The sequence below is a fragment of the Gilliamella sp. App4-10 genome, assembly GCF_001690495.1.
GTDB classification, from domain to species: domain Bacteria; phylum Pseudomonadota; class Gammaproteobacteria; order Enterobacterales; family Orbaceae; genus Gilliamella; species Gilliamella apicola_G.
On record NZ_LZGS01000023.1, the window covers coordinates 13,350 to 33,900 of the forward strand.

Sequence of the window (20,551 nt, forward strand, 5' to 3'; positions counted from 1 at the left end):
AACCGTCGCTATTTTTAGCATCACATAGATAAAACGTCCGAAATCTAACTGTTCTGAAATAGCCTTTCAGTAATACCTTAAACCTTGTCAGAAAATTTCATTTAAATATTTATCTAAGCATGAAAATCTTAACTTTTAAGCAAAAAATAGTCCTAAAAACACAATCAAACCGACATAATTATTATTCATAAATGCGCGAAAACACTTATTTCGGTCTCGTTTTTTTATTAGCATTTGTTGGTAAATAAATAGTACTGTCCCCATTAATAAAGCGATATAGAATATCAATGATAATTGATTAATTAAGCCGATAAATAATAGCCCAATGACCGAAACTAACTGCAATAATCCAATGATTAATTTATCATGACGTCCAAATAAAATAGCAGTGGATTTTATGCCAATTTTCACATCGTCATTGCGATCCACCATGGCATATTGGGTGTCATAAGCAATTGTCCAACACATGTTAGTCAAGAAAAGCAACCAACAAGTTAACGGAAACTGTTCAGTGGTTGCGGCATACACCATGGGAATACTCCAACTAAATGCAATGCCTAAGGTGACTTGCGGTAAATGGGTATAACGCTTCATAAAGGGATAAATCAGTACTGTTAATAACGCAACACAAGCAATAAACCATGATAGCTTATTTAAATTTAACAATAAGCAAAGAGCAATAAGCAACAATACAAATAACGTCCATAATGCGTTTTTTTCGGTCAATGCACCACGAGCTAGTGGACGATTTTTGGTCCGTTCAACGTGCCCATCAAAATGACGATCGGCATAGTCATTCACCACACAACCTGCCGAGCGCATGACAAACACACCAAGCACAAAAATAACAGTTATATAAAGAGAAGGATCGCTTGCAAGCCAAATAGCCCAAAGTGTCGGCCAAAGTAAAAGCAATGTGCCAATAGGCTTATCTAATCGCATTAGTTGTAAATAAGCTAACATCAATATTATTTTACCTTAAAAAACATTGAGAGGGATTATACCGATTACGATAAAAGCTGCAATGTTACGATATAGCAAGTTATAGCTTCTCATTAAACGAAACAACCATTTTACGGTCAATAAACATACGAAAGATGCAAATCAAAGCATCTGTAAATAGTGCTCAACAATCACCGCTAAAGCTCGATAAAATGCGCTAATCTTGTTTTGCTTTAGCCCCTTTAAATAAGCTGAAGACCACTTCATCAAATGTTCATCAATTAATTGTTTTGCCGCTGTATAGTTATTATTTTCAAGCAACATGGCATATGCCATTAGCATTAATCCAAATTGGTCCTCAGGCTCATTCATTCCTGTATTGAGCCTCAAACCATGCTGTTGTAAAAATCGGCGATAGCATTCTTGTGATTCACCTAACAATAAATGCTCTTTATCTAAGTAAAATGATCCCCATGGCGGTGCTGGCATTGTTCCCTGCCCTTCAAATAGTAATGAAAATTGATATTCAAGATCAGGATCTTCCACGTGATTAGCTAATATATTGCACTGCTCACCAATAAAAATAGGATCAGGCCAATTTACCAGTTGATCAATATGCAATAATGCCTGCATTAATGGTGCTGTAACTTTACTCTTTGGTGAATAATAAAAAAGAGCACCAAATAGCTTTGCTAATGTGATAGCGGTGATGTTATCCAAATAAGTGTCCTTACTGATTCGATTTTAGCGTATCGAAAATAATAAAAAGACTATTGTATAGTGCTTTTTTTATTGTGTTTAAAAAACTTAAAAACGTTGCTAATGTTACATTTGAATAGTCCATAAATTATAAAATGCAATTCGTCCACATAACTCGGCAATTAAAACAAAAATAAAGGCTAAAACATAAATTATTGTTGATTGTTTAGATTGGCATATATTTAAAATGACTAAAATAAGTGCGATTGCTAATAATGCGCACTGAATAAACATCCAAATATGTTGCTTTGCAGTAAGTTCGGGTGATATTAAGGCCATTAAATTAAGATAAGGAATTTTTAATAGCAGAATGAATATTGCGCCAATAAAGAATAAAATCAAGCCAATTCGATATAACCCCAAAACGGCCGCAGCTATTCCTCCTAATACTAACATAGAAGTATACATCTGAATAGCTGTGTAATAGGTATTCCACGTTTTCACCGTTGGTAGCATATAAGTGAGCACAATAGTCCAAACAAAAACTAAACTCAAAATGGTCAACAAGAAAGATAACATCTTATGTAAATTGGGAATTCGATTAATACGTTGGCAAAGTGAACTAATCAATAACCATTTATTGCCGTTATTATGATGAAAAAAATAAGTTAATAAGACACATACTAATGTCATTCCAAATAAAAGACCAAAAGTAAAAATCTCGTTACTCATCGGCGAACGACCAATACCCCAAATTACATTTAAAGCTCGAAAAGGATGACCTAAATGAAACGAAGCAATAAACATCGCAATAGCCATTATAATCAGCGCGAAGAGGTTCATTTTATAAATGGCAATAGCGCTATGTGAACAACAACTTAAGGAATATAAACTGCTAATCAATACCATTCCTGCAGCCAATTGCCCTAATACTGTAAAAAATACCAATGGTAATTCATGCATATTACTTATACCTCCTCAGGATTGAGAACCTTACCTAAAGTATCACCAGATGTTTTGGATTGTGCATGGGGTTTTATCACAATATTGGGTTTTGTAAGCTGTGAGCTTGGTAGTGGTGCAATGTTGCATTCATCACCATAACATTGACGTAATTTTTCAATTTCGTCAAAATCTAACGCACGTTGTGGACACGACTCGACGCAAACAGGCTTTAATCCCTCGGCTATACGTTCATAACAGCCATCACATTTTGACATGACCTTTTTTTGATGATCAAATTGTGGTGCTCCATAAGGACAACGCATTTCACAATATCGACAACCAATACAAACATCTTGATTAACAACCACTAAGCCATCTTGCGATCGCTTATGCATTGCACCTGTTGGGCAACCTTGTACACAAGCAGGCTCTTGGCAATGATTACATGAAATAGATAAATAGTAGGTAAAAGTATCGTTTTGCCACATGCCCTCAACCTGCTGCCAAGTCCCACCACCATATTCATACACACGGCGAAAATGAACACCTAATGCATTATCTTTTTCATCTTTACAACTAAGTTGGCAGGTTTTACAACCAGTACATTTTGAAGAATCAATATAAAATCCATATTGCATTTTTATTATCCGCTCTTTAATTTACGACATTGACCCCACAACCGATAATGGTTTAACTTCAACCAGATTAGTATGCTGTGGATTCGATTTAGCAAGCACCGTTGGGCGCAATGATGTTAAACGATTAATACAACCGCCAATATCAATCCCTGTGGCATTAGTTTTTGCCCACATCCCTTGCGGAATAGCAATAACACCTGGCAATATCCTTGGTGTAACTTTGGCGGGAATATAAAGCCGACCGCGGTCGTTATAAACCTCAACTAACTGACCGTGTTTTATTTGCCTTTGCTCAGCATCCAATGGATTAATCCAAATACGGTTAGCGACAGCTTCTCGCAATTGCGGTAAATTACTGTAAGTGGAATGGCATTGCCCCTTGGTATGAAACCCGATAAGTTGCAACGGGTACTTTTGGCGTTTTTGCTTATCTTCACTACCTTCAATTGCTGGCAAATACGCAGGAATGGGGTAGAGTATATCTTCTGCATCAAGTTCCCAATTATTGGCAATGTTAGCTAATGCTTCTGAATAAATTTCAATTTTTCCCGATGGCGTATTTAATGCATTTTGAATCGGATCATCTCTAAAGGCTTTTAAGCCAATTTGTGTATCACTATCGGCAAGTTTACGATCGATTACCCCCATACCGTCAGTATTGGCAAAAGGAGGTAAATTCGGTTCACGTTTTCGCAATTGCTCATAACAATATTCTATCCATTCATCTTGACTACGACCTTCGGTAAATTTATCTTTTATCCCCATTTTTTCGGAAAGATCGCTTAACACATCATAAACAGCACGGTTTTCCCAAAGTGGTTTAATTGCGCGTTGCATACGGATTAGATAACTATACGCTCCAGATGAATAAGAGTTATTAATCAAATCATTATTTTCAACTGATGAAACATCGGGTAACAATAAATCCGCATATCTGGCTGAAGCAGTCATATGCGTATCCCACACAAGAATAAATTCACATTTAGACTCATCTTGCAAAATCTGGTGAGTACGATTGAGATCCGAATGCTGATTCCCTATGACATTACTGGCATAACTCCAGATAAATTTGATACCAACATCTAACTTATCTTTACCTTTCAGATATGCATTTTTAGCTGTCATACTTGGACCATCTTCAATCGCTTTAGTCCACAAAAAGAAAGGAATACTCGTTTTAATAGGATTTGGTAAACTTAAACTCGGAACAGGATAAGTCACACTATCTCCCCAAGTTCCTATATTGGTACCAGGCTTACCAAATTGCCCAGTAATAATAGGCAAAATCATAATAGCTCTTGCGGTATGTTCACCATTTTGCCAACGTTGTACGCCATAACCTTGCGAAATCCAAGCAGCATTAGCATCGACAATATCTATCGCTAATTTACGAATCTGTGCAGCCGGAATACCCGTTTTTTTAGCTGCCCATTCTGGCGTTTTAGGTGTTCTATCATAGCCCAAACCGAGAAGGTAAGATTTGTAATCACTATAAGGTGGAGCACTATCCGGCAAAGAATCGGCATTCCAACCAATACAGTATTGATTAAGCATATTTTCATCAATACGATCTTGTTCAAGTAATGTGTAACCAATTGCGGCAACTAATGCGGCATCGGTGCCGGGAATAATTGGGATCCACTCAGCATTATACGCAACCACACTTTCGCTACGACGGGGATCAATAATAATTACCCGCGCATTACTTTGTTCTAATGCATGAAAAAGCTCTGTAACTTGTCCGCCACCCGACATTCGGGTTTCGGCAATATTATGCCCAAACATCACAACTAGATCAGAATGCTTTATTTGATCAAGTAACGATTCTTTAGCATTACCAAAAATATAAGGCCGAATAGCCGAAATCTGTCCACTCGAATAATCACCATGATAATTTAGAAAACCACCAATCGTACTTAAAAAACGCTTACACGCATTACGTCCTGAAATATTAGCGCCGGTTGTTCCTGTTCCATATTGGTAATAAATCGCTTCGTTGCCATACTGATTAATAGTATATTTGAGTTTATTTGCCAGTAAATTAATAGCTTCACTCCACGAAATTCGTTTAAATTTACCTTCACCTCGTTGACCAATTCGCAGCATAGGATATTTTAAACGATCGGGATCATAAGTGCGCCAACGAACCGATCTACCACGAAGACAAGGGCGAATTTGGTGCAACCCAAAGACCGAATCATTAACGCCTTCTTCTGGTGATATTTTAGTAATAATATCGTTTTTTACATGGACTTTTAAAGGACAACGACTACCACAATTCACTAAACAAGCACTATAAACAATCTTTTCTTCATCAGTAGTATTTAAAATTGTCCTATTATTCACATCATTACCGGGCTTTGCATAGGCAAAAGGTAATTGTATATTACCGGTCAGTGCGGCTACCCCACCAATGGTTAATGATTTTTGTAAAAAATCGCGTCGACTTATTTTATTTTCTGACTTACTCATCGAATTCCCTTAATATTTATATGGGATTTATTTATCATAATACTAAAAATACGATAAAAAAACTGAAAAAGTCAAAAATAGCAGATAAATCACAATAATTAAATTGAATAAGAATTATTCTTAAATAGAAAAAGAAATGAGTGCTCTCCAATACCACCGCTGGATCTGTTCCATGTAAATTTATATTTCATGAGTCGTTTAATTTTTAGCAATAAAAAGTAAATAATCTTTACTAACCAATATGATAATTGGATTGATGATTTTAACTTGAACGCCTGTGCCATTGACCTTGGTCTTATTGTGTAAAGGTTGGTATAATAACCGTCATTTATTAGAGTAAATAGAAAATCTATGTCGCAATCTACTTATAATGCCGTTGATATTGAAGTATTAAAAGGGCTAGATCCTGTTCGTCATCGCCCCGGTATGTACACAGACACGAGTCGCCCAAACCATTTAGGTCAGGAAGTCATTGATAACAGTGTCGACGAAGCCATCGCTGGTCATGCTCGTCAAATCAAAGTCACACTTTATGAAGATAATTCACTAGAAGTCATTGATGATGGGCGAGGAATGCCTGTTGATATTCATCCGGAAGAAGGCGTGCCAGCAATTGAGCTATTGCTTTGCCGTTTACATGCTGGTGGTAAATTTTCGAACAAAAATTACCAATTTTCAGGTGGTTTGCATGGTGTGGGTATTTCGGTCGTCAATGCGTTATCAAAACGTGTTGATGTGACCGTTCATCGTGATGGTCAAGTGTACGAAATAGCTTTTGAAAACGGCAATAAGGTTGAGGATCTGCATGTTACTGGTACGTGTGGGCGACGTAATACGGGTACCAAAGTACATTTTTGGCCAGACGAAAAATATTTTGATTCTCCCCGATTTTCTGTCCTACGTTTGACTCATCTTCTTAAAGCCAAAGCCGTGCTTTGTCCTGGTCTTGATATTGTTTTTAAAGATAAAATCAACAAAACCGAACAACGCTGGTGTTATCAAGATGGCCTAAAAGATTATTTAATGGAATCTGTCAGTGGTTACTCACTATTACCACCAATCCCTTTTACTGGCAGCCAAATGGGTGAAACAGAAGCCGTAGAGTGGGCACTAGTTTGGATGCCCGAAGGTGGAGAGCTATTGACTGAAAGTTACGTTAACTTAATTCCAACGGTACAAGGTGGTACGCATGTTAATGGTTTACGTCAAGGCTTGTTAGACGCAATGCGTGAGTTTTGTGAGTTTCGCAATTTGTTACCGCGAGGCTTAAAATTAACTGCTGATGATATTTGGGAACGCTGTGCCTACGTTATTTCGGTTAAAATGCAAGAACCTCAATTTGCGGGACAAACCAAAGAGCGCTTGTCATCGCGACAAAGTGCGGCATTTGTGTCGGCTATTGTGAAAGATGCGTTTAGTCTTTGGTTAAATCAACATGTGCAAATAGCCGAATTATTAGCTGAAATGGTAATTTCCAGTGCGCAAAAACGCTTAAAAGCGTCCAAAAAAGTCATCCGTAAAAAATTAACCAGTGGTCCAGCTTTACCGGGTAAATTGGCTGATTGTTCATCGCAAGATTTAAGTCGTACTGAACTTTTTTTAGTGGAGGGGGATTCTGCGGGTGGATCGGCCAAACAAGCGAGAGATCGTGAATTCCAAGCCATTATGCCGCTTAAAGGTAAGATTTTAAATACTTGGGAAGTGTCATCTGACGAAGTATTAGGATCACAAGAAATTCATGATATTTCAGTAGCTATAGGCATCGATCCTGATAGCAATGATTTAAGCCAATTACGTTATGGCAAAATTTGTATTTTAGCCGATGCTGACTCGGATGGATTACATATTGCCACCTTACTTTGTGCGTTATTTGTTCGTCATTTTCGTACCATGGTTGAGCATGGGCATGTGTTCGTTGCTATGCCTCCACTTTATCGTATCGATCTGGGTAAGGAAGTCCATTACGCCTTAGATGAAGAAGAAAAAGATGGTATTTTAGAGCAGCTTAAACGTAAAAAAGGCAAACCAAATGTACAGCGTTTTAAAGGTTTAGGGGAAATGAATCCGCTGCAGCTGCGCGAAACAACAATGGATCCCAATACGCGCCGTTTAGTGCAGCTATCCCTTGATGATGCCGAACAAACCATGGCATTAATGGATATGCTACTTGCCAAAAAACGCGCAGAAGATCGCCGCGAATGGCTACAAGAAAAAGGCGATCAAGTTGAACTTGATGTCTAACAAACAGAATGATTTAGAGGAACAATAATGAGTGAGATAACTCATGACGGAGTAGAAGTCCAGTCGCTACGTACCTTTACCGAAAGCGCCTATTTAAACTACTCAATGTATGTCATTATGGATCGCGCACTACCGTTTATTGGTGACGGTCTCAAACCCGTGCAACGACGCATTGTCTATGCCATGTCAGAACTAGGTCTAAATGCGCAAGCAAAATTTAAAAAATCAGCACGTACCGTAGGTGATGTGCTTGGTAAATATCATCCTCATGGTGATAGTGCCTGTTATGAAGCTATGGTACTAATGGCACAACCATTTTCATATCGCTATCCATTAGTTGATGGACAAGGTAACTGGGGGGCGCCAGATGATCCTAAATCATTTGCTGCCATGCGTTATACCGAATCACGCTTATCAAAATATGCTGAATTATTATTAGGTGAGTTAGGGCAAGGAACGGTTGATTATACACCAAACTTTGATGGTACTTTACAAGAGCCAAAAATGTTACCAGCTAGACTACCGAATATTTTATTAAATGGTACAACGGGTATCGCCGTTGGTATGGCAACCGATATTCCTCCACACAATATTCGTGAGGTGGCAAATGCCGCAATTATGCTGGCAGATAAACCTAATGCAACATTAAGCGAAGTAATGGCTCACATACAAGGACCTGATTTTCCGACCGAAGCTGAGATTATTACGCCACCTGATGACATTGCGAAAATCTATAAAACAGGGCGTGGCTCAATTCGTATGCGTGCGGTTTGGAAAAAAGAAGATGGAGATATTGTGATTACAGATCTCCCCCATCAAGTGTCGGGCGCTAAAATCCTAGAACAAATTGCTTCTCAAATGCGAGCCAAAAAGCTACCTTTAATTGAAGATTTACGCGATGAGTCGGATCACGAAAATCCAACTCGTTTAGTGATTGTGCCACGTTCAAATCGAGTCGATTTAGAACAAGTGATGGATCATCTATTTGCAACAACTGATCTCGAAAAAAGTTACCGCGTTAATATGAATATGATTGGGCTTGATAACCGCCCGTCAGTCAAAGGCTTGATTGAAATTCTTACTGAATGGCTAGAATATCGCAAAACCACTGTCACTCGTCGCCTAAATTATCGTTTAGATAAAATTCTAAAAAGACTACATATCCTTGATGGCTTATTGATTGCATTTTTAAATATTGATGAAGTGATCGAAATTATTCGCAATGAAGATGAACCGAAACAAGAATTAATTAGCCGTTTTGCATTAACCGATATTCAAGCTGAAGCAATTTTAGAGTTAAAACTCCGTCATTTAGCCAAACTTGAAGAAGTACGTATTAAAGGTGAACAAAGTGAGCTTGCAAAAGAACGTGATCATCTGCAAGCTTTGTTAGCTTCGCCTAAAAAACTGAGTAATTTAATTAAAAAAGAGCTAAAAGAGGATGCTGAAAAATATGGTGATAAGCGCCGTTCACCGATCGTTGAGCGCAGAGAAGCTAAAGCTATTAGTGAACAAGAGTTAACACCATCTGAACCCGTGACGGTGATTTTATCGGAAATGGGCTGGGTTAGAACCGCTAAAGGTCATGACATTGATGCTACAGGTTTAAGTTATAAAGCGGGTGATAGCTTTAAAGTCGCCGCGAAAGGAAAAAGCAATCAGCCAGTTATCTTTATCGACTCAACAGGTCGTAGTTATGCTATAGAGCCAAATACCTTACCATCTGCCCGAAGCCAAGGTGAACCCTTAACTGGTAAACTAGCGCTACCTGCGGGCGCAACGATTGAACATGTGCTGATGTGTCAAAATGATAATCAAAAATTCTTACTCGCATCCAGTGCGGGTTATGGTTTTATTTGTCAATTTAGTAATTTAGTTGCTCGCAACCGTAACGGTAAGGCGGTTATCAATTTGCCAAATAATGCAAAAATACTCACACCTATGGAAATTCTATCTGAAGATAGTTTACTGCTGTCTATTACTCAAGCAGGTCGAATGCTCATCTTTCCTGTACGGGATTTACCCGAGTTGACCAAAGGTAAAGGTAATAAAATTATATCCCTTTCAGGGATTGATGATAGCCTTGCTTATATAAAACTAATTACATCAGAAACATCAATAACTTTATATGTTGGTAAACGCAAACTTACGCTAAATCCTGCTGATTTACAAAAATTTAGAGCAGAACGTGCGCGTAAAGGAAATGCTTTGCCACGCGGTTTACAAAAAATAGATCGAATTGAGGTAAACGAATAATATGTCTCTTATTTGGGCCATTATCACAGGCTTTGTATTGAGCCTTGTACTAAAAAATGGGTGGGGTTTTATAATTGGGTTATTTATTGGTCCAATGCTTTATCAAAAATTTTGTAATAAATTAACCGAACAAAAAACCAAAGCAAACCCAGAACTTTACTTAACAGTTGTTTTTGAAGTCCTTGGTCATTTAAGTAAAGCAAAAGGCGTGGTTACGCAAGATGATATCAATCTTGCTCGACAATTTATGAACCGATTACAACTCGATAACAACAGCCGAAAACTAGCACAAGACTCTTTTAATCGAGGAAAAGCGAGTGACTATCCTTTGCGATTGCGGCTAAAAGAACTTTATACGCAATACCGTTTCAGGCGCAACGTATTAAATATCTTTTGTGAACAGTTGATTCAAGCCGCATTAGTTGATGGGATTTTGGATGAAAAAGAACAAAAGATCCTATTTATTGTGGCTGATGAATTCAATATTCCTCGTCAACAAATGGCAATGTATATTCAAATGATGATGGGCAGTTATCATTTTCATCAACAAAACGATAACCGCCAGCAAAATCAGCGTAATGAATATCAACACCGTAATAATCATTACGGCAATTATCAGGGACGTTCAGCACAATCAGATCTACAAAATGCTTATAAAGTTTTAGGTATTAACTCATCAGCCGAAATCACGGAAATAAAAAGAGCTTATCGTAAATTAATGAATGAACATCATCCGGACAAATTAGTCTCAAAAGGCTTACCGAAAGAGATGCTTGAAGCAGCCAAAAAACGCGCGCAAGAAATTCAAGCGGCTTATGATCTTATCAAAGCATCTCGTGGTTTTAAATAGAGATTAACATCATGATGCATTGGCGCTCAATCCTTCGAATTATTGGGTTATTAATTGCCCTATTATCGATTTTCATGTTACTACCGGCACTTATTGCCTTAATCTATCGTGATGGTGCTGGTGCAATCTTTGTTCGTTCATTTTTTGCTGCATTGATATTAGGATGTTTATTATGGTTACCTAACCGTCACCACCGCCATGAACTAAGCACGCGTGAAGGCTTTTTTATTGTCGTACTGTTTTGGATTGTGCTAGGTTCAATCGGCGCCTTTCCTTTTATTTTTGATACACATATTAACTTAAATTTAACTACCGCATTTTTTGAATCATTTTCAAGTCTAACCACAACAGGTGCTACCACAATTGTTAAATTAGATCACCTACCTAAAGCTTTACTTTTTTATCGCCAATTACTGCAATGGCTGGGTGGTATGGGTATTATCGTACTAGCCGTTGCAATTTTACCATTGTTAGGCGTAGGGGGAATGCAACTTTATCGAGCTGAAATTCCCGGACCACAAAAAGACAGCAAAATGCGCCCTCGCATTGCTGAGACGGCAAAAACACTCTGGTCAATTTATATTTTGCTGACAACACTTTGTGCAATTTGCCTTTGGCTGGCTGGCATGAATATATTTGATGCAGTGTCACATAGCTTTTCAACAATATCGATGGGGGGATTTTCAACCCACGATGATAATCTTGCTTACTTTAATAGCGCCACAATCAATTACATTGTCACTCTCTTTTTAATTTTATCGGGTTGTAACTTTGCACTACATTTTGCCGCATTAAGTGGATTTTCAATTAAGGTTTATTGGCGAGATCAAGAGTTTAGAACTTTTATTTTTATTCTGGCTGTATTAATAGCGATTTGTATATTTGGCATTTACTTTTATCAACCAGAACGGAATATAAGCATAGATAAAATAGTCCTGCAAGTTGTATCAGTTGCGGCAACGGTTGGTTTTACAGTAGATGATATCAACACATGGCCATCATCCTTGCCTATTTTTTTATTGTGTGCTTCATTTATTGGTGGTTGTGCGGGTTCAACGGGTGGCGGTTTAAAAGTGGTTCGTGTGTTAATTTTATTTATGCAAGGCTCACGTGAATTAAAACGCCTTATCCACCCTAATGCTATTTATACGTTAAAATTAAATAATCGCGTGGTTTCTGAACGCATTATCGAAGCGGTTTGGGGATTCTTTTCAGCATATGCATTAGTCTTTTTAGTCAGTTTATTTATTATTATGGCAACCGGCATTGATACTACTGATTCTTTTTACATTGTTGCATCATCACTGAATAATTTAGGGGTTGGTCTTGGTAGTGTAAGCGATAATTTTGCCAGTGTCAGTGATATAGTAAAATGGGTAATGGTTGTTGACATGTTATTTGGACGATTAGAAATATTTACCTTATTGGTTTTATTTACGCCAACATTTTGGCGAAGCTAACTTTATACTTAAACACGCACTTTCCTGAAGAATTTTGACAAAAAATGTAATTTTTATAAATATTTTATTGATTATTTAGTCAATTACAGACAGAATTATAACGCAGCATGTGCTGTATTTATTAGAGGTAATCACCTGACATATGGAATGGATCATGGATCCTACAATCTGGATTGGCTTATCCACTCTAGTTGTACTTGAAATCGTCCTTGGTATTGATAACATTGTTTTTATTGCCATTCTTGCCGAGAAACTTCCTCCTCAACAACGAGACAAAGCACGCATAACAGGCTTGGCCTTTGCATTAATTACGCGAATATTGTTATTAATGTTTACTGGTTGGTTAGTCACACTCACTACACCGCTATTTTCGATATCTGGGCTCAGTTTTAATGCGCGACAATTAATCATGCTAATTGGTGGCATATTTTTGCTATTCAAAGCGACCATGGAGCTCAATGAACGCCTTGAAGGTGCATCAAATGAAGATGGTAAACCTAAAAAAACCTCTCACTTTTGGACTGTTGTTGCTCAAATCGTTGTGCTCGATGCCGTGTTCTCACTTGATTCAGTAATTACAGCTGTTGGAATGGTTGAACATATTCCCGTGATGATTATTGCCGTTTGTATAGCAATCTGCATTATGATGGTTGCGAGTAAACCACTGGCTAATTTTGTCAACGCTCATCCAACTATTGTTATCCTCTGTTTGAGTTTTTTATTGATGATCGGTTTTAGCCTGGTTGCCGAAGGTTTTGATTTTATGATTCCAAAAGGCTATTTATATGCAGCTATTGGCTTCTCAATCATGATCGAGTTTTTCAATCAATTAGCTATTTTTAACCGACGCAAAGCATTAAATAAAAAACCATTACGTGAACGCACTGCTGAAGCCATTTTACACCTATTAAAAGGTGATGCTGAAGAAGATCCCGATAATCACACTATCGATATCGTTTCTGATGCCAACAAAAAAGTGTCCGTATTTAATCAACAAGAGCTCAGTATGGTTGAACGAGTACTTGGGCTGGCACAGCGTTCAGTCAGCAGTATTATGACATCTCGACTTGACGTTGATATGGTCAATATTAATGACGATCGCGACGCGATTATAAAAGAAATTTTTGATAATCCTCATTCACGCTTAGTCGTCACCGATAATGACTCAATTGATGAACCTTTAGGTATTATCCAAGTCAATGACCTTTTAAAAGATGTGCTGCAAAGCACAGCGCCAACCGATATACACTCACTTATCAAACAACCTTTAATCTTTCCAGAAACCGTATCATTATTGGTTGCATTAGAGCAATTTAAAAAGGCCAAAACTCATTTTGCCTTCGTAGTTGATGAATTTGGTTCAATGCAAGGGGTTGTCTCGGTAACAGATATTATCGAAACCATTGCTGGTGATTTTCCAACTGAAGAAGAGGAAATTGATGCAAAACATGATATTCAATGTCTAGATGATAATAGCTGGATTGCGAATGGTTATATTCCGGTTGAGGAACTCATCCGTTTTGTACCAATACCGATCGATGATAAACGTGAATATCATACCCTAGCAGGTCTATTAATGGAAAAAGCGCAACATTTACTCAATATTGGTGAAACCTTGCAAATTGGCGATTATTTATTTGAAGTCGCCGAAATAGAAAGCCACAGAATTCTTAAAGTAAAAATCACGTTAAACAAGCTTGATTCTGTAACGTTATAGTATAGTGCAGCGAAATAACGAGAATAAGGCTTGACCAAAATAAATAACTCGCAATAATAACGCAGTAATATTTCTGTTTATCTGAAGGTGCGGAGCCACAGCTCCTCATCTTTTTTATTTTTATCTCTAGGTAAAAATAGCACTCTTTATAAACTTTTATTCTTGCTTATCAATCTAAATTAGGCTTTAACTTATGAATTCAATATTTGAAAAAGTATTTCAATTGAAAGAAAAAAAAACAACTATCGGAACTGAAATTATTGCAGGATGCACAACTTTCCTTACTATGGTGTATATCATCTTCGTTAATCCATCCATCTTATCTGCAACCGGCATGGATAAATCTGCGGTATTTGTACTAACTTGTGTAATTACTGCGTTGGCGACGATTTTAATGGGCCTATTTGCTAACTTACCCATAGCACTTGCACCGGCAATGGGGCTTAACGTCTTTTTTGCCTATGGTATCTGTGGTGCAATGGGCTATTCTTGGCAAATTGGTATGGGCGCCATATTTTGGGGTTCTTTAATCTTTTTTATGTTGTCACTCTTTAAAGTCCGCCACTGGTTAATTGAACATATTCCACAATGTTTACGTATAGGTATTAGTGCCGGTATTGGACTATTTATTGCTTTTATGGGCTTTCAAAACATGGGGATTGTGGTTGCTTCACCTTCCACACTCTTAACGATGGGGAATATCTTATCGCTTAAAGTCCTATTAGGATCACTAGGTTTTTTCATCATTGTTATTTTAGCGGCTCGCAACTTTCATGCTGCTGTATTAATTTCGATTTTAGTTGTGACATTGCTGGCACTATGGCTAGATCCTAATATCAGTTACCAAGGTATTGTATCTATGCCACCAAGTGTGACCAGCGTTGTTGGACATGTTGATCTAGCAGGTTCGCTTAATATCGGCATCATGGGTGTTATTTTTTCTGTGATGATTGTCAGCCTATTCGACTCATCGGGCACCATTTTGGCATTAACCGATAAAGCCGGAATTAGTGACGAAAAAGGCCGATTCCCTAAAATGCGTCAAGCGCTATTAATTGATAGCTTTAGCTCTTCTTTAGGGGGATTATTTGGTACATCATCAGTATTAACCTATATCGAAAGTTCAGCTGGTATTTCAGTTGGTGGTCGCACAGGCTTAACAGCTGTGGTAGTCGGTATATTATTCTTAGTCGTGGCCTTTTTATCGCCATTAGCCCATTTAGTACCAAGTTATGCAACTTCAGGTGCACTTATCTTTGTTGGAATTTTAATGGTTTCAAGCTTAGTTAAAGTTAACTGGTCTGACTTAACTGAGGCGACACCTGCCTTTATTACCGCAATCATGATGCCATTTGCCTTTGCTATTACTGAAGGCGTTGCGCTTGGTTTTATCTCTTACGTGGTATTAAAAACCTTTACGGGTAAATTTAAACAATTAAATCTTTGCGTAATTATTTTTGCTTTACTATTCGCTTTAAAATTTATTTTTATTGATCATCATTAAAAACGCCTCCCTCATCGTTACTGACGATGAGGGATATCAAATTTACCAAAATAGTTAACGTATGTGTTGATAGACTGTTTATCCAATTCTAAAATTAAAACCTACCGTTTTTTCATTAAAATAACGCTCCTCCTCTTATAAATAATTAATACCAGGATCAAGCACTTATTGATAGCAAAAACTTGACATTATTTCCCCTGGGGACTAGAATCTTGCGACCCAAAACTTATATACATAGGTTTTGGTCTACAGTTATTAATTACGTATCTAAAAAGCAATTTTAAATTTATTTTAATTAATCAGGAGCTTATTAATGGCAACAATTAATCAGCTGGTACGCAAACCAAGAGCACTAAAGGAAGCAAAAAGTAACGTTCCTGCGCTTGAAGCATGCCCGCAAAAACGCGGTGTTTGTACTCGTGTTTACACAACTACACCGAAAAAACCAAACTCAGCATTACGTAAAGTATGTCGTGTACGTTTAACCAACGGTTTTGAAGTAACTTCTTATATCGGTGGTGAAGGTCATAATCTACAAGAACATAGTGTAATTTTAATCCGTGGTGGTCGTGTTAAAGACTTACCAGGTGTTCGTTATCACACTGTTCGCGGTGCATTAGACTGCGCAGGTGTTAAAGATCGCAAACAAAGCCGTTCTAAATACGGTGTTAAACGACCTAAAGCTTAATGGAACTCCGTTAAGTAAGGCCAAACTATACAATTCCATTTAACTCATTTGAGTTTTGGGTAAACCTGAAAATTTATAACATATAAACGGAGTATTCCAATGCCACGTCGTCATGTTGTCGGTCAAAGAAAAATTCTTCCTGATCCGAAGTTCGGTTCAGAGTTACTGGCGAAATTTGTAAATATTTTAATGATAGATGGAAAAAAATCTATCGCAGAATCAATCGTATATTCAGCTCTTGATAAATTAGCTGAGCGTAGTGGAAAAGACCACTTAGCAGCTTTCGAAGTTGCACTAGATAACGTAAGACCAACTGTAGAAGTTAAGTCTCGTCGCGTTGGTGGTTCTACATACCAAGTTCCTGTTGAAGTGCGTCCAGTTCGTCGTAATGCACTTGCCATGCGTTGGATTGTAGATGCTGCACGTAAACGTGGCGATAAATCAATGGCTTTACGCCTAGCGAATGAACTTATGGATGCTTTTGAAAACAAAGGTACCGCTGTGAAAAAACGCGAAGATGTTCATCGTATGGCTGAAGCTAATAGAGCGTTTGCACATTATCGTTGGTAATATTCTCACTTGTATTTATATAAGTGACTTGAATTAGGACTGATAGCCCTTATTTGCTATCAGTCAACCAAAATGATGTTTTATTAAGCAAACGATTCTAAACAGAGGATTAATATGGCTCGTACAACCCCTATAGCACGCTACCGTAATATCGGTATCAGTGCACATATTGACGCAGGTAAAACAACAACGACTGAACGTATTTTGTTTTATACTGGTGTAAGTCACAAAATTGGTGAAGTTCATGATGGTGCAGCTACCATGGACTGGATGGAACAAGAACAAGAACGTGGTATTACTATCACATCTGCTGCAACAACTGCATTCTGGTCTGGTATGGGTCAGCAGTTCGAACCACACCGTATCAACATCATCGACACCCCGGGACACGTTGACTTTACAATCGAAGTTGAACGTTCTATGCGTGTTCTTGATGGTGCAGTAATGGTTTACTGTGCAGTTGGTGGCGTTCAACCACAATCTGAAACTGTATGGCGTCAAGCAAACAAATATAAAGTTCCACGTATTGCATTTGTCAACAAAATGGACCGTATGGGTGCTAACTTCCTACGTGTTGTTGATCAAATCAAAACTCGTTTAGCTGCAGTTCCTGTTCCTTTAGTTTTACCAATCGGTGCTGAAGAAGGATTTACTGGTGTTGTTGATTTACTTAAACGTAAAGCCATCAACTGGAATGATGCAGATCAAGGCGTAACATTCACTTATGAAGATGTACCAGCAGACATGGTTGAAGAAGTCGAAGAATGGCGTTCTTTCTTAATTGAAACTGCTGCTGAAGCAAGTGAAGAGTTAATGGAAAAATACCTTGGTGGTGAAGAGTTAACTGAAGAAGAAGTGAAAGCTGCATTACGTGAACGTGTACTTGCTAATGAAATCATCTTAGTCACTTGTGGTAGTGCCTTTAAAAATAAAGGTGTTCAATTCATGCTTGATGCAGTTATTGAATATTTACCAGCACCAACTGATGTACCTGCAATCAAAGGTGAATTACAAAACGGTGAAGCTGCAGAACGCCATTCAAGTGATGATGAGCCATTCTCATCATTAGCGTTCAAAATTGCTACAGACCCATTTGTTGGTAACTTAACCTTCTTCCGTGTTTACTCTGGTGTAGTTAACTCTGGTGATACTGTTCTTAACTCTGTTAAAGATAAAAAAGAACGTTTTGGTCGTATCGTACAGATGCATGCTAACAAACGTGAAGAAATTAAAGAAGTTCGCGCTGGCGACATTGCTGCTGCAATCGGTCTTAAAGATGTCACAACAGGTGATACACTTTGTGCTGAAAGTGCACCTATCATTCTTGAAAGAATGGAATTCCCAGAGCCAGTAATTTCGGTTGCTGTTGAACCAAAAACCAAAGCTGACCAAGAAAAAATGGGGCTTGCTTTAGGTCGTCTAGCTCAAGAAGACCCTTCATTCCGTGTTCACACTGATGAAGAATCGGGTCAAACTATTATTTCTGGTATGGGTGAGCTTCACTTAGAAATTATCGTTGACCGTATGAAACGTGAATTTAAAGTAGAAGCAAACGTAGGTAAACCACAAGTTGCTTACCGTGAAACCATTCGCAACGAAGTAGAACAAGAAGGTAAATTTGTTCGTCAGTCTGGTGGTCGTGGTCAATACGGTCATGTATGGTTAAAAATCAAACCATTAGAAGCGGGTGGCGAAGGCTACAAATTCAACAATGAAATCGTTGGCGGTGTGGTTCCTAAAGAATACATCCCTGCAGTTGATAAAGGCTGTCAAGAACAAATGAAAAACGGTGTTCTTGCTGGTTACCCAATTGTTGATGTTGAAGTCACTATCTTTGATGGTTCTTACCATGATGTTGACTCATCAGAAATGGCATTTAAAATTGCCGGTTCAATGGCATTTAAAGATGGCTTCATGAAAGCTAAACCTGTGCTTTTAGAACCGATTATGAAAGTAGAAGTTGAAACTCCAGAAGATTATATGGGTGATGTTATCGGTGACTTAAACCGTCGTCGCGGTATGATCGAAGGAATGGACGATACAGCAACTGGTAAAACAGTCAAAGCACAAGTTCCACTTTCAGAAATGTTTGGTTATGCAACAGACCTTCGTTCACAAACTCAAGGTCGTGCTTCTTACTCTATGGAGTTCTTGAAGTACAATGAAGCACCAACAAATATTGCAACAGCAATTATTGAAGCTCGTAAAGCGAAATAATTTTTATCTAAATAAAGTAACGCTTCCCTTAATGACTTAAGGGAAGTGATTTAATAAAGGAACATTAAGATGTCTAAAGAAAAATTTGAACGTACAAAACCCCACGTTAACGTTGGTACAATCGGCCACGTTGACCATGGTAAAACAACTTTGACTGCAGCAATTACATCAGTACTTGCTAAAAAATATGGCGGTCAAGCACGTGCATTCGATCAAATCGATAACGCACCAGAAGAAAAAGCACGTGGTATCACCATCAACACTTCACACGTTGAATACGATACACCAACTCGCCACTACGCACACGTAGACTGCCCGGGCCATGCTGACTATGTTAAAAACATGATCACTGGTGCGGCACAAATGGACGGTGCTATCTTAGTCGTAGCAGCAACTGATGGACCTATGCCACAAACTCGTGAGCACATTCTTTTAGGTCGTCAAGTAGGTGTTCCTTACATCATCGTATTCTTAAACAAATGCGATATGGTTGATGACGAAGAGTTATTAGAATTAGTTGAAATGGAAGTACGTGAGCTTCTATCTCAATATGATTTCCCAGGTGATGACACACCAGTCATTCGTGGTTCTGCACTGAAAGCGTTAGAAGGCGAAGCAGCATGGGAAGACAAAATTGTTGAATTAGCTGAAGCATTAGATAGCTATATTCCAGAGCCAGAGCGTGATATCGACAAACCATTCTTATTACCAATTGAAGACGTATTCTCAATTTCAGGTCGTGGTACAGTAGTAACTGGTCGTGTTGAGCGCGGTGTAATCAAAGTTGGTGAAGAAGTTGAAATTGTTGGTATCAAGCCAACCGCTAAAACAACTTGTACTGGTGTTGAAATGTTCCGTAAATTACTTGACGAAGGTCGTGCGGGTGAAAACGTTGGTGTATTACTACGTGGTACAAAACGTGAAGAAATCGAACGTGGTCAAGTTCTTGCAAAACCAGGTTCAATCACTCCACATACTGATTTCGAATCAGAAGTGTATATCTTAAGCAAAGATGAAGGTGGACGTCATACACCATTCTTCAAAGGTTACCGTCCACAGTTCTACTTCCGTACAACTGACGTAACAGGTACTATCGAATTACCAGAAGGCGTAGAGATGGTAATGCCTGGTGATAACATCAAAATGACAGTATCATTAATTCACCCAATCGCGATGGCTGAAGGTTTACGTTTTGCGATTCGTGAAGGTGGTCGTACTGTTGGTGCAGGTGTTGTTGCTAAAGTTATTAAGTAATTTAACTTGCTATCATAAAGCGCAGCTATTGATACGCTTTATCATCAGTAAAAAAGGTGCACTTTGTGCACCTTTTTTATTTTCTAATCAATGATTTC

The 20,551-nt window shown here is 38.1% G+C and carries 15 protein-coding genes; 10 read left to right on the forward strand and 5 right to left on the reverse strand.

Going from position 1 to position 20,551, the window contains the following annotated elements; genetic code table 11:
• Positions 1 to 135 precede the first annotated feature (135 nt).
• The 5 genes from ubiA to A9G23_RS03640 all read right to left on the reverse strand — a co-directional run bounded on the left by ubiA (position 136) and on the right by A9G23_RS03640 (position 5,696).
• Entirely contained in the window at positions 136 to 963 is an 828-nt protein-coding gene (gene ubiA, locus A9G23_RS03620) for a 4-hydroxybenzoate octaprenyltransferase (protein ID WP_065586319.1), read from the reverse strand.
• Positions 964 to 1,104: 141 nt separating this feature from the next.
• Positions 1,105 to 1,662: a TorD/DmsD family molecular chaperone gene (locus A9G23_RS03625; RefSeq protein WP_081296931.1), complete on the reverse strand. Its 558-nt coding sequence runs from the start codon at positions 1,660 to 1,662 to the stop codon at positions 1,105 to 1,107.
• Positions 1,663 to 1,767: 105 nt separating this feature from the next.
• Positions 1,768 to 2,604, reverse strand: a complete 837-nt coding sequence (locus tag A9G23_RS03630) for a dimethyl sulfoxide reductase anchor subunit family protein (RefSeq protein WP_065586320.1) — start codon at positions 2,602 to 2,604, stop codon at positions 1,768 to 1,770.
• A gap of 5 nt (positions 2,605 to 2,609) precedes the next feature.
• Positions 2,610 to 3,224, reverse strand: coding sequence for a DMSO/selenate family reductase complex B subunit (locus tag A9G23_RS03635; protein ID WP_065586321.1), 615 nt, complete (start codon positions 3,222 to 3,224; stop codon positions 2,610 to 2,612).
• Positions 3,225 to 3,245: 21 nt separating this feature from the next.
• Entirely contained in the window at positions 3,246 to 5,696 is a 2,451-nt protein-coding gene (locus A9G23_RS03640) for a DMSO/selenate family reductase complex A subunit (RefSeq protein ID WP_065586322.1), read from the reverse strand.
• A 351-nt stretch (positions 5,697 to 6,047) separates the two neighbouring features.
• On the opposite strand from A9G23_RS03640, the gene parE reads away from it, so the two are divergent.
• The 10 genes from parE (at position 6,048) to tuf (ending at position 20,453) form a co-directional block, all read left to right on the forward strand.
• Complete coding sequence (gene parE / locus A9G23_RS03645) at positions 6,048 to 7,937, forward strand: DNA topoisomerase IV subunit B (protein WP_065586323.1); 1,890 nt, start codon at positions 6,048 to 6,050, stop codon at positions 7,935 to 7,937.
• Between the two features lie 27 nt (positions 7,938 to 7,964).
• A complete protein-coding gene (parC, locus tag A9G23_RS03650) occupies positions 7,965 to 10,193 on the forward strand; it encodes a DNA topoisomerase IV subunit A (RefSeq protein ID WP_065586324.1) in 2,229 nt (742 codons plus the stop codon).
• Position 10,194: 1 nt separating this feature from the next.
• The gene (gene djlA, locus A9G23_RS03655; RefSeq protein WP_065586325.1) at positions 10,195 to 11,043 is read left to right on the forward strand and encodes a co-chaperone DjlA; all 849 of its coding nucleotides are present in this window, start codon (positions 10,195 to 10,197) and stop codon (positions 11,041 to 11,043) included.
• A 14-nt stretch (positions 11,044 to 11,057) separates the two neighbouring features.
• Entirely contained in the window at positions 11,058 to 12,503 is a 1,446-nt protein-coding gene (locus A9G23_RS03660) for a TrkH family potassium uptake protein (RefSeq protein ID WP_065586332.1), read from the forward strand.
• 142 nt (positions 12,504 to 12,645) lie between these two features.
• Positions 12,646 to 14,220: a TerC family protein gene (locus A9G23_RS03665; protein ID WP_065586326.1), complete on the forward strand. Its 1,575-nt coding sequence runs from the start codon at positions 12,646 to 12,648 to the stop codon at positions 14,218 to 14,220.
• A 193-nt stretch (positions 14,221 to 14,413) separates the two neighbouring features.
• On the forward strand, positions 14,414 to 15,724 hold the full coding sequence (locus A9G23_RS03670; protein ID WP_065586327.1) for an NCS2 family permease: 1,311 nt from the start codon (positions 14,414 to 14,416) through the stop codon (positions 15,722 to 15,724).
• Between the two features lie 313 nt (positions 15,725 to 16,037).
• Positions 16,038 to 16,412, forward strand: coding sequence for a 30S ribosomal protein S12 (rpsL, locus tag A9G23_RS03675; protein ID WP_034883792.1), 375 nt, complete (start codon positions 16,038 to 16,040; stop codon positions 16,410 to 16,412).
• 99 nt (positions 16,413 to 16,511) lie between these two features.
• Entirely contained in the window at positions 16,512 to 16,982 is a 471-nt protein-coding gene (gene rpsG / locus A9G23_RS03680; protein WP_034915550.1) for a 30S ribosomal protein S7, read from the forward strand.
• 114 nt (positions 16,983 to 17,096) lie between these two features.
• Positions 17,097 to 19,199 (forward strand): elongation factor G, encoded by a 2,103-nt coding sequence (fusA, locus tag A9G23_RS03685; protein ID WP_065586328.1) that lies wholly within the window; start codon positions 17,097 to 17,099, stop codon positions 19,197 to 19,199.
• Positions 19,200 to 19,268: 69 nt separating this feature from the next.
• Positions 19,269 to 20,453, forward strand: a complete 1,185-nt coding sequence (tuf, locus tag A9G23_RS03690) for an elongation factor Tu (RefSeq protein ID WP_065586329.1) — start codon at positions 19,269 to 19,271, stop codon at positions 20,451 to 20,453.
• Positions 20,454 to 20,551: the final 98 nt, after the last annotated feature.

Bases quoted from the DNA above. Each gene is read 5' to 3' on its own strand.
- tuf (WP_065586329.1), top strand. From the start codon at position 19,269: ATGTCTAAAGAAAAATTTGAACGTACAAAACCCCACGTTAACGTTGGT.
- fusA (WP_065586328.1), top strand. From the start codon at position 17,097: ATGGCTCGTACAACCCCTATAGCACGCTACCGTAATATCGGTATCAGT.
- A9G23_RS03670 (WP_065586327.1), top strand. From the start codon at position 14,414: ATGAATTCAATATTTGAAAAAGTATTTCAATTGAAAGAAAAAAAAACA.
- A9G23_RS03665 (WP_065586326.1), top strand. From the start codon at position 12,646: ATGGAATGGATCATGGATCCTACAATCTGGATTGGCTTATCCACTCTA.
- parE (WP_065586323.1), top strand. From the start codon at position 6,048: ATGTCGCAATCTACTTATAATGCCGTTGATATTGAAGTATTAAAAGGG.
- parC (WP_065586324.1), top strand. From the start codon at position 7,965: ATGAGTGAGATAACTCATGACGGAGTAGAAGTCCAGTCGCTACGTACC.
- A9G23_RS03640 (WP_065586322.1), bottom strand. From the start codon at position 5,696: ATGAGTAAGTCAGAAAATAAAATAAGTCGACGCGATTTTTTACAAAAA.
- A9G23_RS03660 (WP_065586332.1), top strand. From the start codon at position 11,058: ATGCATTGGCGCTCAATCCTTCGAATTATTGGGTTATTAATTGCCCTA.
- rpsL (WP_034883792.1), top strand. From the start codon at position 16,038: ATGGCAACAATTAATCAGCTGGTACGCAAACCAAGAGCACTAAAGGAA.
- A9G23_RS03635 (WP_065586321.1), bottom strand. From the start codon at position 3,224: ATGCAATATGGATTTTATATTGATTCTTCAAAATGTACTGGTTGTAAA.
- ubiA (WP_065586319.1), bottom strand. From the start codon at position 963: ATGTTAGCTTATTTACAACTAATGCGATTAGATAAGCCTATTGGCACA.
- rpsG (WP_034915550.1), top strand. From the start codon at position 16,512: ATGCCACGTCGTCATGTTGTCGGTCAAAGAAAAATTCTTCCTGATCCG.
- A9G23_RS03630 (WP_065586320.1), bottom strand. From the start codon at position 2,604: ATGCATGAATTACCATTGGTATTTTTTACAGTATTAGGGCAATTGGCT.
- djlA (WP_065586325.1), top strand. From the start codon at position 10,195: ATGTCTCTTATTTGGGCCATTATCACAGGCTTTGTATTGAGCCTTGTA.